We start from the raw sequence: 16,252 nt of genomic DNA on the forward strand, positions 1-16,252 counted from the left end.
CGCTGGCAGCACTGTGCGCGGTGCCGGCCCTGGCCCAGGCGCCCGCGCAAGGCGCGCCGGCTTCCGCTGCGCCGGCCGCGCCACGCCCGCTCAAGAAAGTCGGCGTCACGCTGGGCTCGCTGGGCAACCCGTACTTCGTCGCGCTGGCCCGCGGTGCCGAGGCCGCCGCCCGGCAGGTAAACCCCAAGGTAAAGGTCACCGTGCTGTCGGCCGACTATGACCTGAACAAGCAGTTCACGCATATCGACAGCTTTATCGTCGCCGGCGTCGACCTGATCCTGATCAACGCCGCCGACGCGCGCGCCATCGAGCCGGCGGTGCGCAAGGCCCGCAAGGCGGGCATCGTGGTGGTGGCGGTCGACGTGGCCGCGGCCGGCGCCGACGCCACCGTGCAGACCGACAACACCCAGGCCGGCGAGCTGGCCTGCGGCTTCATCGCCGAACGGCTCAGGGGCCGCGGCAACGTCATCATCCAGAACGGCCCGCCGGTGTCGGCGGTGCTGGACCGCGTCAAGGGCTGCAAGACGGTGCTGGCGCGCCACCCCGCCATCCGCATCCTGTCCGACGACCAGGATGGCAAGGGCTCGCGCGAAGGCGGGCTCAATGTGATGCAGCTGTACCTGACGCGCTTTCCCAAGGTCGATGCGGTTTTCACCATCAACGACCCGCAGGCCGTGGGGGCGGACCTGGCCGCGCGCCAGCTCAACCGCCACGGCATCCTGATTGCCTCGGTCGACGGCGCGCCCGACATCGAGGCCGCGCTCAAGGCCGACACCCTGGTGCAGGCCTCGGCCAGCCAGGACCCGTGGGCCATTGCGCGCACCGCGGTGCAGCTGGGCGTGGGCATGATGAACGGCCAGCGCCCGCCCAACCCGACCGTGCTGCTGCCCTCCACGCTGGTCACGCGCGCCAATGTCGGCCAGTACAAAGGCTGGGCCGCACCACGCTGAACGGCCTTGCCCGGTTCCTGCTCCTTTCCCCTTATTGCTGATCCATGATGGCTAGCCTTCCTGCCGGAGCACCGGCGCCCGACTCTGCCCCGGAGTTCGATTTCGTGTTGTTCGGCGCCACTGGCGACCTGGCGCGGCGCAAGCTGCTGCCGGCGCTGTTCGACGCCCATGCGGCCGGGTCGCTGCATCCGCGCGGCCGTATCCTCGCGCTGGGCAGCCAGCCGCTGACGCATGACGCCTACCTGGCCATGCTCGACGAAGAAGTGCTGCCCGCACTGTCGGGCCATGCCGCTGCGGCCGCGTGGCAGGGCTTTGTCGAGCGCATCCTGTACCTGCAGGTCGATGCCAACGCCAATGCCGGCTTCGATGCGCTGGCCGAACTGGTCAACGCGCGCGCGGCAGCGGTGGTGGTGTTCTACCTGGCCACGGCCCCGCACCTGTTCGTCACCGTGTGCGAGCAACTGGCGCGCGTGGGGCTGACCGGCCAGCGCAGCCGCATCGTGCTGGAGAAGCCGCTCGGCCACGACCTGGCCTCGTCCGAGGCCATCAATGCCGAAGTGGCGCGCCATTTTTCCGAGGACCAGATCTACCGGATCGACCACTACCTGGGCAAGGAGTCGGTGCAGAACCTGATGGCGGTGCGCTTCGGCAACGTGCTGTTCGAACCGCTGTGGCGGCGCGAATGGGTGCGCCAGGTGCAGATCACCATTGCCGAGGAGCTGGGCGTGGAGCGCCGCGGCAACTTCTACGACGGCATCGGCGCACTGCGCGACATGGTGCAGAACCACCTGCTGCAGCTGCTGTGCATGGTGGCGATGGAGCCGCCCACCAGCCTTTCGGAAGATGCCATCCGCGACGAAAAGCTGAAGATCCTGAAGGCGCTACGGCCGATCCGGCCCGAAGACGTGGCCGAGAAAGTGGTGCGCGGCCAGTACGCGCGCGGCGCTGCCGGCGGCGACCCGGTACCGGGCTATGCCAGCGAGCCCGGCATCGCGCCCGACAGCCGCACCGAAACCTTCGTCGCGATCCGCGCCGAGATCGCCAACTGGCGCTGGGCCGGCGTGCCGTTCTACCTGCGCACCGGCAAGCGCATGCAGTCGCGCGTGGCGGAGATCGTGATCCACTTCCACGATGTGCCCTACCCGCTGTTCCCGCATCCGCTCGGGGTCATGTCTGGCAACCGGCTGGTGATCACGCTGCAGCCGCAAGAGAGCATCCGGCTGTATTTCCTGACCAAGCAGCCGGGCGACACGCAGGCGCTGATTCCCGCCTCGCTGGACCTGCAGCTGACCAGCGCGGCGCCGCGTGTGCGGCGCGTGGGCGCATACGAGCGCTTGCTGCTCGACGTGATTCGCGGCCGGCTCGGCCTGTTCGTGCGGCGCGACGAGCAGGTGCAGGCGTGGCGCTGGGTCGCGCCGATCCTGCAGACCTGGGAGCACTCGCCCACGCCGCCCAAGCCTTACACCGCCGGCACCTGGGGCCCGGCGGCCTCCAGCGCCCTGCTATCGCGCGACGGCATGGCCTGGCATGAAGAGATGTAGTCCACGTATTGCGGAGCACCCGAGATGAGCACTTCCCTACCTGCCTGGCAAGCGTTGCGCGCGCATGCCGACACGCTGCGCGGCACCCATATGCGCGACTGGTTCGACGGCCCGCAAGGGCCGGCGCGCGCCGAGCGCTTCACCGCCGAAGCCTGCGGCCTGACGCTGGACTACGCCAAGAACCGCATCACCGACGAGACCCTCGCGCTGCTGTTCGCCCTGGCGGCGCAGGCGCGCGTGGCCGAGCGGCGCGACGCCATGTACGCGGGCGACCCGGTCAACGTCACCGAGCACCGCGCCGCGCTGCATATCGCGCTGCGCGGCTATCCGGAGGATGGCTATCGCGCGCAGGGCGAGCCGGTCGGCGCGCAAGTCGAGGCCGTGCTGGCGCAGATGGCGCGCTTTGCCGATGCGGTGCGCAGCGGCGCCTGGACCGGCTTCGATGGCCGCGCGATCACCGACGTCGTCAATATCGGCATCGGCGGTTCGGACCTGGGCCCGCGCATGGTGTGCCGCGCGCTGGCTGACGCGCAGGCCACGGGTCCGCGCATGCACTTCGTCGCCAATGTCGACGGCAGCGACCTGGCACGCACGCTGACCGGGCTCGATGCCGCGACCACGCTGGTGATCGTCTGCTCCAAGACCTTCACCACGCTGGAAACCATGGCCAACGCGCACACCGCGCGCGACTGGTTCCTGCGGCAGGGCGTGACCGGTGCCGGCCTGGCGCGACACTTCGTGGCAGTGTCGACCAACCGCGAGGCGGTGACCGGGTTCGGCATCGATCCGGCCAATATGTTCCCGTTCTGGGACTGGGTCGGCGGGCGCTTTTCGCTGTGGTCGGCGGTGGGCTTGTCGATCGCCGTGGCCATCGGCTTCGAACGCTTCCGGCAACTGCTGGACGGCGCGCGCGCGATGGACCTGCATTTCGCCGGCACGCCGCCGCGGCAGAACCTGCCGATGATCCTGGGCCTGCTGGACGTGTGGTACCGCAGCTTCCTCGGCGCGGCCAGCCGTTGCGTGGCGCCCTACTGCGAGCCGCTGGCACTGCTGCCGGCCTTCCTGCAGCAACTGGAAATGGAAAGCAACGGCAAGTCGGTAGGGCTCGACGGCAGCACGCTCGCCGGCGGATCCGCCGCGGTGGTGTGGCGCACCACCGGCACGAACGGCCAGCATGCCTACTTCCAGATGATGCACCAGGGCTCGCAACTGGTTCCGGTGGACTTTATCGCCACGCTCGAGCCGGTCAGCGCCCTGCCCGGCCACCATACCAAGCTGCTGGCCAACTGCTTTGCGCAGGGCGAGGCGCTGCTGCGCGGGCGCAGCGCCGACGAGGTGCGCGCCGAAGGCGTGCGCGACGAAGCGCTGGTGCCGCACCTGGTGTTCGACGGCAACCGGCCCAGCAACACGTTGCTGCTGCAGCGGCTGGATCCATACCACCTGGGCGCGCTGCTGGCACTGTCCGAGCACCGCACCTTCGTGCAGGGGGCGCTGTGGCAGCTCAACTCCTTCGACCAGTGGGGCGTGGAACTCGGCAAGAAGCTGGCCGCGCCGATCCAGCGCGAACTGGAAGGCACGGCGGGCGCGGCGGCGCATGATGCCTCCACCGCGGCACTCATCCGCCGTGCGCGCGCGGCGCAGGCCGCCGCAGCACGCTGAGCCGCAGCCATCCACATTCGACTACCAAGGAGACCCCGATGGCCATGCCTCTTCCCCGCTATGTGGTGTTGGGCGAAGCGCTGACCGACATGGTGCGCCAGGCCGATGGCAGCTGGCTGGGCCTGCCCGGCGGCTCTTGCTGGAACGTGGCGCGCGTGGCCGCCCGGCTCGGGCTTGCCACCGCCTTTGCCGGGGCCGTCAGCCAGGACCTGTTCGGCGACGAGCTGGCACGGGCCGGCGCCGAAGCCGGTCTCGATGGCCGCTTCCTGCAGCGCCTGGCACGCTCGCCGTTGCTGGCCTTTGTCGCCTCGCGCCATCCGCCGCGGTATTTTTTTGTCGGCGACGACAGCGCCGACCTGCATTTCGATCCGGCGCGCCTGCCCGCCGGCTGGCGCGAGGCCGCCGAGATAGTGCATTTCGGCTCGATCAGCCTGGTACGCCAGCCGCTTGCGGCGCGCCTGTGCGAGGAAGCCACCCAAGCTGCGCGCGCCGGCAAGCGCATTGCCTTCGACCCAAACTTCCGCGACCTGATGCGCACCCCGGGCTATGCCGGGGTGCTCGCGCATATGCTAGCGCTGGCGACCTACGTCAAGGTCTCCGACGAAGATTTGGCCGGGCTGTTTCCCGGCCTGGAGACCGGCGCGGCGCTGGCGCGCATGCGCGAGATGGCGCCCGGCGCCACGGTGATGCTGACGCGCGGCGAGCACGGCATGACGCTGCTCGAGGGCAATACCGCGGTCGAGCAAGCGGCCATGCGCGTCGACGTGGCCGATACCGTGGGCTGCGGCGATGCGGCCATGGGGGGCTGGATGGCCAGCGTGCTCGGCGATGGCGCGGCGGATCTCGCCGCCCAGGCACGCCTTGCCAGCGCGGCGGCGGCGGTCGCGGCGACCCGCGCCGGCCCCTATCCGCCGCTGCGGCGCGAGGTCGATGCGTTGCTGGCCGCTACGGCAGGAACGCCGGCGACAGCAGCCGCAGACCGACCGTAAAGAAGCGCGTGCCCGTGCCGCCGCCGAACACGTTGCCGTAGGTGGTGTCGATTTGCACGCGGTCCTGCACCACCCAGAAGCGCAGGCCGCCCTGGAACGATGGCTTGCCCTGGCTTGCGCCAAAGGTCTCGGCGATCAGGAACACACGCGGGTGCAGCGCGGTCTCGGTGCCCAGGCCCCATGTCAGGCGCGTCTGCCGATTGGCGGTGTCGCGGTTGGCGCCCACGTTCAGGTGCGTGATAAAGCGGTCGTCCGCGAACGAGAACGACACCGGCACATTGACATACAGGTTGCCCACCGCCCGGCGCGGCTCGGCATCGGGATGGTGGATCACGCCGCCCGACAGCGCGATGCCGTAGCCATTGGTTTCCAGCGGCTTGAGCAGCGTCTTGGCCTGGAACTGCACGTTGGTGCCATCCCACCCGCCATCGACGCGCTGCAGCGAACCGCCCAGCGTCAGTTCCAGGTTGCCGGTCGGATTGCAGCCGGGCAGCGCCCACAGTTCATTGCCACCGGACTGGAATTGCATCCAGGATTCCAGCTGGCAGGATTTGGGGTCGACGATGCGGGCATCGTCGGTGATCAGCGGCCGCGCCGCCAGCGCCGGGCGGTACGCCGCGACCACGATGGCCAGCGCGGCCAGGCGTACGAAGAACTGGTGCCACACCATGGCAACCTCCTGAGCAATTACAGGCACATGGCCGGCGACGATACGCGCGGGCCATGACAACACATCGAAAGGCAGCACGGGAGATCTGGCACCGGCGGGCACGGGCGTGGGGCCTGGCCGCTTGGGGCATGGCAGCGCCGGGCGGCGGCACTGCAGCGAAAGACCGCAGTGTCTCAGCGCGCCGGCGCGGCCGGGGAAACTCCCTTTGCGCAAGAATGACTGGGACAACTGTCCACGGAAAGCTCCGTTGGCAAGAACGGGGCGCAGTGTAATGCCGGGCCGTGGCACGGTCAACCCGACCCATGCGCCACGCGCATGGCTGCATGCGGAGATATCGCTAACGTCGGCGGCCCGCCTTCTCCTAACATCGGTTGCACCATCTGCCCGGCCGGCCTGGAAGACACCGGCCCTTGCCCCCGGCAGCTGACACAGAGGAGGAAACCATGCCAAACAGTGCCGCGCCCACGAGCGCGCCCTACACGCCGCCGACCCCAGCGGCGCCCGCCATCCTGCCCAGCCAGCGCCGGCGCGCCATCATCGCCACGGTGATCGGCAACGGCCTGGAGTGGTTCGATTTCACCGTCTACAGCTTCTTTGCGGTCATCATCGCCAAGCTGTTTTTCCCCACCGGCAACGACCTCAGCTCGCTGCTGCTGGCCGTGGCAACCTTCGGCGTGGGCTTTTTCATGCGCCCGGTGGGCGGCATCGTGCTGGGCATCTACGCCGACCGCGTCGGACGCAAGGCGGCGCTGTCGCTGACTATCCTGCTGATGGCGCTGGGCACCACGCTGATCGGCATCGCCCCGACTTATGACCAGATCGGCATCTTTGCCCCGCTGCTGATCGTGGTGGCGCGCCTGATGCAAGGCTTCTCCGCCGGCGGCGAAATGGGCGGCGCCACCGCCTTCCTGACCGAATACGCGCCGGCGCGACAGCGCGCCTACTACTCCAGCTGGATCCAGGCCAGCATCGGCGTGGCCGTGCTGCTGGGCGCCGCGGTCGGCACCTTCGTCACCAGCTCGCTGAGTCCCGAGGCACTCAACAGCTGGGGCTGGCGCCTGCCGTTCCTGCTGGGCATCGTGATCGGCCCGGTGGGCTACTACATCCGCCACCACCTGGATGAGACCCCGGCCTTCCGCGACAGCGCCGAGCGCGCCGACTCGCCGCTGAAGGAGATCGTGCAGGCCTATCCGCGCGAGACGCTGGCCAGCTTCTCGATGGTGATCCTGTGGACGGTGTGCACCTACGTGCTGCTGTTCTACATGCCGACCTACGCGGTCAAGGTGTTGAAGGTGCCGCAGGCCGACGGCTTTGTCGCCGGCATGGCGGGCGGCTGCGCCATCATGGTGTTCGCGCCGCTGGTAGGCCTGCTGGCCGACCGCATCGGCCGGCGCGTGCTGCTGAGCGGCTCCGCGCTGCTGATCCTGGTGCTGGCGTGGCCGATGTTCGTGTACATCAACCACGCGCCGGGGCTGGCGTCGCTGCTGGTGTTCCAGCTGGTGTTCGGGGTGCTGATCGCCACTTATACCGGCCCGATCCTGGCGGCCTTTTCCGAGCTGTTCCCGGCGCGCGTGCTGTCGACCGGCCTGTCGGTGGCCTACAACTTCGCGGTGACGATCTTCGGCGGCTTTGCCTCGTTCATCATCACCTGGCTGATCGCCACCACCGGCAGCAGCATGGCGCCGGCCATCTATGTGATGATCGCCGCCGCCATCAGCCTGGTCGGCACCCGCTTCGTGCGCGAACCTTCTTATCTGCAACCACGCTGACATGTCACAGAATTCCCAGATCCTTTTCCACGGTGGCGACGTGCTTGAACCCGGCACGGGTGAGCTGCTGCGCGGCCACGACGTGCTGGTCGAAGGCGAGCGCATCGCCGCGGTCGGGCCGGCCATCGATGCACCCAACGCCCAGCGCATCGACGCGCGCGGCAAGACCGTGATGCCCGGCCTGATCGACTGCCATGTGCACGTGCTGGCGTCGCTGGCCAACCTCGGCCTGAACGCGCTGCAGCCCAATGTGCTGGTGGCGATCCGGGCCCTGCCGATCATGCAACGCATGCTGGAGCGCGGCTTCACCACGGTGCGCGATGCCGGCGGCGCCGACTGGGGCCTGTCGCAGGCGGTCGCCACCGGCCTGGTGCCCGGCCCGCGCATCTTTGCTTCGGGCAAGGCGCTGTCGCAGACCGGCGGCCATGGCGATTTCCGCCCGCGCTCCGATGTGCTCGAGCCCTGCTCGTGTGCCTTCCGCGCCGGCGCCATCGCGCGCGTGGCCGACGGCGTCGATGCGGTGCGCCTCGCGGTTCGCGAAGAGATCCAGAAGGGCGCGACCCAGATCAAGATCATGGCCTCCGGCGGCGTGGCTTCGCCCACCGACCCGATCGGCAACACCCAGTACAGCGAGGACGAGATCCGCGCCATCGTCGCCGAAGCCGAGGCCGCGCAGACCTATGTGATGGCCCACGCCTACACCGGCCGCGCCATCACGCGCGCGGTGCGCTGCGGCGTCCGTACCATCGAGCACGGCAACCTGGTCGACCGCGCCGCCGCCGACGAAATGCGCAAGCACGGCGCCTTCGTGGTGCCGACGCTGGTCACCTACGACGCGCTGGCGCGCGACGGCGCCCGCCTGGGCCTGCCGGCCGAGTCGGTGGCCAAGATCGAGACCGTGCGCCAGGCCGGCCGCGACTCGCTGCGCCTCTATGCCGATGCCGGCGTGCCGATGGGCTATGGCTCCGACCTGCTCGGCGAAATGCATGACTACCAGGCCGACGAGTTCCGCATCCGCGCCGAACTGCTGGGCAACCTGGAAGCGATCCGTTCGGCGACATCCATCGCCGCGGCCATCGTGCAGCGCGAGGGAGAACTTGGCACCACGCGGGCCGGCGCGCTGGCCGACCTGCTGCTGGTCGACGGCAACCCGCTCGCCGACATCAGCCTGATTGCCGGCCAGGGCGAACGCCTGAGCGTGGTGATGCAGGCGGGCCGCATCCACCGCCGCGCCGCCTGATCCGGCTGCGCCACCCGCATGCCGCGGTTGCGGGCCGGCGGTCTATCATGGCGGCATCGCCGTTCCGGACGCCCCCATGCGCATCGCCCCGCTCCCGCCCCTGCCCAACCTGGTCGCCTTTGAAGCCGCGATGCGGCACGGCAGCTTTACCCGCGCCGCGGCCGAACTGCACCTGACGCAGAGCGCGATCAGCCGCCAGGTGGCGCAGCTGGAGCGCTTCCTGGGGCGCAAGCTGTTTATCCGCGAACCGCGCGCGCTGCGCCTGACCGTCAGCGGGCAACGCTATGCCGAGGTGGTGCAGCGGCTGCTGGTCGGCTGCGCCGAAGCCACCGAAGACGTGATGAAGGTGCGCAGCCACACCGCGCTGACGGTGGCCTGCTCCAGCGGCGTCGCGGTGCTGTGGCTGACGCCGCGGCTGGCCTCGTTCCGCGCGGCCCATCCCGAAATCCAGCTGCGCCTGACCGTCAACGACAGCCTGGCCGCGCTGTCGCCGGCGGAGTTCGACATCGGCCTGTATTACCTGCGCGAAGGCCCGCCGCCCGGGCTGGCCGCGCGCCGGCTGTATGGCGAGGAAGTGTTCCCGGTATGCACGCCTGGCTATCTGGGCGGCCGCACCCTGGCCCCGTCCGACCTCGCCAGCGAGACCCTGCTGATGCTCGACGACGGCCAGCGCCAGTGGATGTCCTGGCAGACCTGGCTGGCCCACCAGGGCCTGCCGGACGCCACGCTGCGCAATGTGCTGACCTCGAACCAGTATCCGATCCTGTTGCAGCTGGCCATGGAGGGCCAGGGCATCGCGCTGGGCTGGCGCCACATGATCGATGCCTGCCTGCGTGACGGACTGCTGGTGCGCGCCTGCGACGCCAGCGCCAGCCTGGGCGGCGGCTACTATGCGGTGTGGCCGCGCGACCGCATGGAGCCGGCCGCGGCGCGCGCGTTCCGCAGCTGGCTGGTGCGGCAGGCGAGCCCCGCCCCGTGAACGCTCAGGACCCCGCCTTGTAGTTGGTCTCCTTGACGATCTTCGCCCAGCGTGCGGCATCCTCGGCAATGGTCGCGGCAAACTGTTCAGGGGTGCCGCCCACCACCTCGTAGTCGATCGCGGCCAGCCGTTGCTTGATGTCGGGCTGCGCCAGGATGCGGTTCATCTCCTGGTTCAGCCGCGTGACGATCTCCTTCGGCGTGCCCGCCGGCGCCAGCAGGCCCGCCCAGGAATTGAAGGCCATGCCATCAAAGCCGGCCTCATGCATGGTCGGCACATCCGGCAGCGCGGGCGAGCGCTTCGATGCGAACACCGCCAGCGGGCGCAGCTTGCCGGCCTTGATCATCGCCATGCCGTTGAACGGATCGATGGTCATGTCGACCTCGCCCGCAACCACCGCCTGCATCTGCGGGCCGGTGCCGCGGTACGACACGCTGACCACGTCGGGCGTGCCCGCCGCGCTCTTGAACGAGGCCCCGATCAGCTCGATCATGCTGCTGCCGGCCGACAGGCTCAGCGGCCGGGATTTGGCCTTGGCCAGCGCCACGAACTCCTGCACCGTCCTGGCGGGCACGGCCGGATGCACCACCATGACGAAGCCGATATTGCTGATCTGCGAGATCGGCGCGAAGCTCTTCAGCGGCTCATAGCCAGCCTTGTACAGCACCGGACTGAGCGTCTGCGCGCCCGCGGAGTTAAGCAGCAGCGTATAGCCGTCGGGCGCCGCGCGCGCGACCACGTCGGTGCCGATGATGCCGTTGGCGCCGGGCCGGTTTTCTACCACCACCGGCTGCTTCAACGCGTCGCCCAGCTTCTGCGAGATCAGCCGCGCCACCACGTCGGTGGCGCCGCCGGGCGCGAACGGCACCACCATGCGGATCGGCTTGCTGGGGTAGGTGTCGCTCCAGGCCAGCGCGGGCATCGCGCCCAGCATGGCAGCGCATAGCATCAGGCGACGGCGCGGGTTGGGTTTCATCGGTGTTGTCTCCTGGATGTCAGTGGTCGGAGGCGGTGCCGGCATCCAGGCGAGCGCCCGCCTTTATTCATAGTTATGAATTTTATTTTACCTACGTAAATTTCTACGTCAACCAAGGGTATATGCGGACGAGCGCCAGGGCGGACGACGCGGGCGCAACGCTTTACGTCGACGTCTGGAAAGGATGCGTGGTTGCGGGGGGAAAGCGTTGACCGCCTTGGGCGCAAGGCACCGCTACGGAACTGTCCGAAGCCGTCGCCCGGCACTTGGGCAGGTAGCGGGACCGCCCCGCATGCCCGCGTGCCGGATTTCAACGCCGACCGTCAACGTCGATCGTTGTACAGTGGTTCGAAATCGTGCCGGAACAGCTTCCGAAGCAGGAGCGGATACTGGAACGCCAGCACCGGCTCCAGTGTCTGGTCCTTGTCCCGGAACACTTCGAACAGGCGGCGCTCGCCGTCGCTGTCCCAGCCGAAGACATAAACGTAGACGCTGCCCTTCCACGCGATCGTTGCGGCCCCGAACGGCGGCCCCACGTCGGCGAGCCGGCAAGCGCGCGCGCACAGCGCCAGGGCAAGCTTTTCCGGGCCGCTCAGTGGGTGGGTGGGGTCAGTGTCGCGCGGTGGCGCGCCGAGGCCGGGGCCACGCGACAGGTGATGAACATCCGGGTATGCCGGCGCAAGGCTGTGGTCTGGCGACTGGTGGACAGGCACGGTCTCACTCCTCTTCTGATAGTTATGTTCGCGCACCGAAGCGCATGGGCAAAGCTTGCTGCCGTGGCCTGTCGCAACCTCCCCCTCGCGCGCCCACGGCTTTCACCCCAACAAACGCGAATGATTCGCGCCTTCATATCGTTTTGCTACCCGTCAAACGAAAGCGCCCGCCGGACAAGCCTGGCGGGCGAGATGTCCGCGGGCGGATGTGCCCGGACGGTGTCGATATTGCCTAACTATGCTGCGCGCAGCATATCCCTCTGAAGCAGTACGGCAGTGACGGCGCAGGCCATCACGGCTCGTCCCATCCTCGTCCCATCCGTTGGTGAACCGCTCAGGCCGCGGCTTGCGCCAGCGTTGGGTAATCGATCAGGCCTTGCGCACCGCCGCCGAACAGGGTGTCGCGCTGGTGCTGCGCCAGCGGCGCGCCGACGCGCAGGCGCTCGGGCAGGTCCGGATTGGCCACGAACGGACGGCCGAACGCGATCAGGTCGGCCCAGCCCGCGGCAACGGCTGCGCGCGCACGCTCCGCGGTGTACTTGCCGGCATAGATCAGCACTCCTGGGAACGCCTCGCGCAATTTCTGCTTGAACGACAGCGGCATCAGCGGCGCGTCGTCCCAGTCCGCTTCCGCGATATGGAGGTAGCCAACGCCGAGCTGCCCCAGCAGCTTGGCGGCGCCAAGGTAGGTGGTTTCCGGATCGTCATCGACGCAGCCGTTGAGCGTGGTCAGCGGCGCCAGGCGGATGCCGACGCGCGAGGCATCCCCGGTGCCTTCGATCAATGCCTGGGTCACTTCGCCGAGGAAGCGCAGCCGGTTCTCCAGCGAACCGCCGTATTCGTCCGTGCGGGTGTTGGCGCCCGAGTCGATGAACTGGTTCACCAGATACCCGTTGGCGCCGTGCAGCTCGACGCCGTCAAAGCCCGCCGCGATCGCGTTGCGGGCCGCGGCACGGTACTGGTCGACGATCTCATGGATGTCGTCGACCGTCAGGGCGCAGGGCACCGACGCCTGGACGAAGCCCGGGGTGCTGCCGTCCTCTTCCGCGATGAAGACATTGACGCCCTGCGCCTGGATCGGCGACGACGAGACCGGTTGCCGGCCGCCAAGCAGGCTGGCATGGCTGAGCCGGCCGACGTGCCAGAGCTGCGCGAAGATGCGGCCGCCGGCGGCGTGGACCGCGCCGGTCACCTTGCGCCATCCGGCCACCTGCGCCGGCGTATGGATGCCCGGCGTCCAGGCGTAGCCCTTGCCGAGCGGGGCGATATAGGTGCCCTCGCTGACGATCAGGCCGGCGCCGGCGCGCTGCCCGTAGTAGGCGGCCATCAGTTCGTTGGCCTCGTCGCCGGGCTGGCTGGCGCGCGAGCGCGTCATCGGCGGCATGACGATGCGGTTCGGCAGCGTCAGGCCACCCAGTTGCAGCGGTTGAAACAGCGGATCCTTGTTCATGGTGCGGGTCCTGTCAGGTCCGCGGCCGGCGGGCCGCGAATGGGGTCTTCGGGAATGATTGGCAGGTTGGGTCGCTCAGTCCCATTGCGGCGCCAGGCCAGCCGGGCTGACCTCGCGGCCGTTGCGCTCCAGCGCGGCAATCCGCGCCATGTCGTCGTCGCTTAGCCGCAGACTCTGCGCGAGCAGGTTGCTGGCCAGGTGTTCACGCCGGGTCGATGACGGAATCACCGAATAGCCCAGCTGCAGCGCCCACGCCAGCACGATCTGGGCGGGCGTGGCCTGGTGCCGCCGCGCGATCGCGCCGATCACCGGATCCCCAAGCACCTTGCCGTAAGCGAGCGTCATATATGAGGTCACGTGGATGCCTTCGCGCTGCAGGAAGGCCACCAGCTCGCGGTTCTGCAGGTACGGGCTCAGCTCGATCTGGTTGGTCGCGAGCGCGTCCTTGCCGACCGCGGCGATGGCCTGGCGTGTCAGCGCGATGTTGAAGTTCGAGATGCCGATCTGCCGCGTCAGGCCCTTTTCCTTCGCCTCGGCCAGCGCGGTCATGAAGGTTTCCAGCGGCACGCCGTTGCCGGGCGCCGGCCAGTGGATCAGCGTCAGGTCGACGTAGCCGGTACGCAGCTTCGCCAGGCTTTGCTCGAGGCTGGGCACCAGCTTGTCCGGCGCGTAGTGGTCGACCCAGATCTTGGTGGTCAGGAACAGCTCGTCGCGGCGCACGGCCGAGGCCGCGACGGCCGCGCCGACTTCGGCTTCGTTGCCGTAGATCTGCGCGGTGTCGATCGCGCGGTAACCCAGCTCGAGGCCGTTGCGGACCGAGTCGATGACAACCTGGCCTTGCAGGCGAAAGGTGCCGAGGCCGAAGGCGGGAAGCTTGCTCATGGTGTGATCCTTGGAGAGGGAACGCCTGCCGAGGCGTTCGCTATGCCAGGCATTGTGCCGGCCGGCACTGATGAAATAAACGCCTTTACCGGACATAAATAATTGATCTGAAATCAAGGATGGCAACCTGGCCGCCGCGGTTCAATGGGCAAACTCCACCGGTTCGGCAGTGCGTGCCGGCAGGCCCGCACGCCGGTCGAGCGCGCCGCTGAACGCCGTCAGGGCGTAGGCGCCGAGGGTCACGAGCGCCGCGATCCACGGCGTATGGCCAAGGCCGCCGTGCGCGACGATCAGCCCGCCCAGCGAAGCGCCGCCCGCGACGCCGAGGTTGAACGCCGCGATGTTGAAGCCAGCGGCAACGTCGGCGGCGTCGGGCGCAAAATGCCGCGCCTGCTTGACCACGTAAACCTGCAGCCCCGGCACGTTGCCAAACGCCACCGCGCCCCATGCGAGCATGGTCAGCACGGTCAGCCACGGGTGCTGCACGGTGAAAGTCAACACCAGCAGCACCAGCGCGAGCAGCAGGAAGATGTGCTTGAGCGCCTTGACCGGACCGACACGGTCCGCCAGCTTGCCACCCCACACATTGCCGAACGCCACCGAAACGCCGTAGCCCACCAGCACCAGGCTGACCTGCGACGGCGTGAAGCCGGCGCGCTGCTCGAGCAGCGGCGCCATGTAGGTAAAGGCGATCAGCGAGCCGCCGTAGCCGACCGCCGTCATCGCAAACACCAGCAGCAGGCGCGGCTGCGCCAGCACGCGGAACTGGCGCAGCAGCGGCGCCGGCTCTGCATGTGGCAGGCGCCGCGGCACGAAGGCCACCGCGCCGATGAAGGCAACCAGGCCGAACAGCGCTACCACCAGGAAGGTCGCGCGCCAGCCAACATGCTGGCCGATGAAGGTACCCAGCGGGATGCCGGCGACGAACGCCACGGTCATGCCGCTGAACATGGTCGCGATCGCGCTTGCCGCCTTGTCCTTCGGCACCAGCGTGGTAGCGATGATCGAGCCGACCGAGAAGAACACGCCGTGCGCCAGGCCCGTGAGCACGCGCGCCACGATCAGCGCTTCATAGCCGGGGGCGCGCCACGCCACCAGGTTGCCGACCGTAAACAGGGCCATCAGGCCGGCAAGCAGCAGCTTGCGCGGCACGCGCCCGGTCAGCGCCGTCAGCAGCGGCGCGCCGATCGCGACGCTGAGCGCGTAGAGGCTGACCAGCAGGCCGGCGCCAGGAAGGCTGACGCCGAGATCCGCGGCAATGGTAGGGATCAGCCCGACGATCACGAATTCGGTGGTGCCGATGGCGAAGGCGCTGAGGGTCAGCGCGAGTAAGGCAAGTGGCATGACGAGGCTCCAGGTCCGGTACGGAATGGAGCGCAGTGTGCCCGCTTTACTTTTGCGTAAAAAGTGGTCTATAAACCAAACTGTCTTGATTCCAATTCAATAATGAAAATCACGCTCGACGAACTGCTGGCGTTCGCGACCGTGGTCGACAGCGGCTCGATCACCGCCGCCGCGCAACAGCTCGACCTCACCGTCTCAGCCACCAGCCGCACCCTCGCCCGCCTCGAGGAAAAGCTCAAGACCACCTTGCTGCGCCGGACCACGCGCCGCCTTGAGCTGACCGAGGAAGGCCAGGCTTTCCTGCAGGATGCGCGTGCCATCATCGACTCGGTCGAAAGCGCGGAAGAACAGATGCTGGCGCGGCGCGAGAAGCCGTCCGGGCGCCTGCGCGTCGACGCCGCGTCGCCGTTCATGCTGCACGTGATCGTGCCGCTGGTGCGCGGCTACCGCGAGCGCTTTCCGCAGGTCGAGCTTGAACTGAACAGCAACGAGGGCATCATCGACCTGCTCGAGCGGCGCACCGACGTGGCCATCCGGATCGGCCGCCTGAAGGACTCGACGCTGCATAGCCGGCTGATCGGCAACAGCCGGGTGCGCATGCTGGCCAGCCCCGCCTACCTTGACGCGCACGGCCACCCGCGCAAGGCCGCGGATCTCGGCAAGCACACGCTGCTGGGCTTCAACCAGCCCGAATCGCTGAACGTGTGGCCGATCCTGGGCCCGGACGGCGAGCCCTGCCGGATCGCACCGGCAGTGTGGTCGTCGAGCGGCGAGACGCTCAGGCAGCTTGCGCTGGAGGGCGCGGGGATCGTGTGCCTGTCGGACTTCATGACCGCCCACGATCGCGAGGCCGGCCGGTTGGCGCAGGTGCTCGCGCGCCAGACCCAGGATGTGCGCCAGCCGATCCATGCGGTCTATTACCGCAATACCGCGATCTCGGCGCGAATCGCGTCGTTCGTTGACTATCTGGTCGAAGCGCTCGGCGGCAAGGTCGGGTCGCGCCAGGCGGCGGCATGGGCCCGGCCCTGACAGGCTGCTGGCCCACTACGGATCCTGGATCCAGCCGGGCCTTCAGCGGGACCGACGGCGC

At 68.7% G+C, this 16,252-nt stretch carries 14 protein-coding genes; 8 read left to right on the forward strand and 6 right to left on the reverse strand.

Annotated features, from left to right (window positions below):
* Nucleotides 1-11 precede the first annotated feature (11 nt).
* From E5S69_RS03250 to E5S69_RS03265, 4 genes are read left to right on the forward strand one after another with little or no spacing between them, the layout of a single operon-like run.
* The gene (locus E5S69_RS03250) at nucleotides 12-950 is read left to right on the forward strand and encodes an ABC transporter substrate-binding protein (protein ID WP_216621222.1); all 939 of its coding nucleotides are present in this window, start codon (nucleotides 12-14) and stop codon (nucleotides 948-950) included.
* A gap of 44 nt (nucleotides 951-994) precedes the next feature.
* Nucleotides 995-2,491 carry a glucose-6-phosphate dehydrogenase gene (gene zwf, locus E5S69_RS03255; protein WP_171513559.1) on the forward strand — a complete coding sequence of 499 codons (1,497 nt, stop codon included), beginning with the start codon at nucleotides 995-997 and terminating at the stop codon, nucleotides 2,489-2,491.
* Between the two features lie 24 nt (nucleotides 2,492-2,515).
* Complete coding sequence (gene pgi / locus E5S69_RS03260; protein WP_171513560.1) at nucleotides 2,516-4,150, forward strand: glucose-6-phosphate isomerase; 1,635 nt, start codon at nucleotides 2,516-2,518, stop codon at nucleotides 4,148-4,150.
* A 38-nt stretch (nucleotides 4,151-4,188) separates the two neighbouring features.
* Entirely contained in the window at nucleotides 4,189-5,139 is a 951-nt protein-coding gene (locus E5S69_RS03265) for a carbohydrate kinase family protein (protein ID WP_171513561.1), read from the forward strand.
* On the opposite strand, the gene E5S69_RS03270 is transcribed toward E5S69_RS03265, so the two are convergent.
* Nucleotides 5,096-5,809 (reverse strand): hypothetical protein, encoded by a 714-nt coding sequence (locus tag E5S69_RS03270; RefSeq protein WP_171513562.1) that lies wholly within the window; start codon nucleotides 5,807-5,809, stop codon nucleotides 5,096-5,098. The two genes, E5S69_RS03265 and E5S69_RS03270, sit on opposite strands and share 44 nt — an antisense overlap.
* 443 nt (nucleotides 5,810-6,252) lie before the next feature.
* Here E5S69_RS03270 and E5S69_RS03275 point away from each other — a divergent pair, with 443 nt between their 5' ends.
* From E5S69_RS03275 to E5S69_RS03285, 3 genes are all read left to right on the forward strand, one after another.
* Complete coding sequence (locus E5S69_RS03275; RefSeq protein ID WP_171513563.1) at nucleotides 6,253-7,578, forward strand: MFS transporter; 1,326 nt, start codon at nucleotides 6,253-6,255, stop codon at nucleotides 7,576-7,578.
* 1 nt (nucleotide 7,579) lies between these two features.
* Nucleotides 7,580-8,818 (forward strand): metal-dependent hydrolase family protein, encoded by a 1,239-nt coding sequence (locus tag E5S69_RS03280; RefSeq protein WP_171513564.1) that lies wholly within the window; start codon nucleotides 7,580-7,582, stop codon nucleotides 8,816-8,818.
* Nucleotides 8,819-8,894: 76 nt separating this feature from the next.
* A complete protein-coding gene (locus tag E5S69_RS03285; RefSeq protein WP_171513565.1) occupies nucleotides 8,895-9,797 on the forward strand; it encodes a LysR substrate-binding domain-containing protein in 903 nt (300 codons plus the stop codon).
* Between the two features lie 4 nt (nucleotides 9,798-9,801).
* Here the strand turns inward: E5S69_RS03285 and E5S69_RS03290 are convergent, their stop codons facing one another.
* From E5S69_RS03290 to E5S69_RS03310, 5 genes are all read right to left on the reverse strand, one after another.
* Nucleotides 9,802-10,773, reverse strand: a complete 972-nt coding sequence (locus E5S69_RS03290; protein ID WP_171513566.1) for a Bug family tripartite tricarboxylate transporter substrate binding protein — start codon at nucleotides 10,771-10,773, stop codon at nucleotides 9,802-9,804.
* A 323-nt stretch (nucleotides 10,774-11,096) separates the two neighbouring features.
* Nucleotides 11,097-11,486 carry a hypothetical protein gene (locus E5S69_RS03295; RefSeq protein ID WP_171513567.1) on the reverse strand — a complete coding sequence of 130 codons (390 nt, stop codon included), beginning with the start codon at nucleotides 11,484-11,486 and terminating at the stop codon, nucleotides 11,097-11,099.
* A 334-nt stretch (nucleotides 11,487-11,820) separates the two neighbouring features.
* Nucleotides 11,821-12,936: an alkene reductase gene (locus tag E5S69_RS03300; protein WP_171513568.1), complete on the reverse strand. Its 1,116-nt coding sequence runs from the start codon at nucleotides 12,934-12,936 to the stop codon at nucleotides 11,821-11,823.
* A 75-nt stretch (nucleotides 12,937-13,011) separates the two neighbouring features.
* Nucleotides 13,012-13,818 carry a 2,5-didehydrogluconate reductase DkgB gene (gene dkgB / locus E5S69_RS03305; RefSeq protein WP_171513569.1) on the reverse strand — a complete coding sequence of 269 codons (807 nt, stop codon included), beginning with the start codon at nucleotides 13,816-13,818 and terminating at the stop codon, nucleotides 13,012-13,014.
* A gap of 141 nt (nucleotides 13,819-13,959) precedes the next feature.
* Entirely contained in the window at nucleotides 13,960-15,162 is a 1,203-nt protein-coding gene (locus E5S69_RS03310; RefSeq protein ID WP_171513570.1) for an MFS transporter, read from the reverse strand.
* Nucleotides 15,163-15,264: 102 nt separating this feature from the next.
* Here E5S69_RS03310 and E5S69_RS03315 point away from each other — a divergent pair, with 102 nt between their 5' ends.
* The gene (locus tag E5S69_RS03315) at nucleotides 15,265-16,191 is read left to right on the forward strand and encodes a LysR substrate-binding domain-containing protein (protein WP_171513571.1); all 927 of its coding nucleotides are present in this window, start codon (nucleotides 15,265-15,267) and stop codon (nucleotides 16,189-16,191) included.
* Nucleotides 16,192-16,252: the final 61 nt, after the last annotated feature.

Origin of the sequence: Cupriavidus necator, from assembly GCF_013141915.1 — a bacterium.
Classification (GTDB): Bacteria; Pseudomonadota; Gammaproteobacteria; order Burkholderiales; family Burkholderiaceae; genus Cupriavidus; species Cupriavidus necator_B.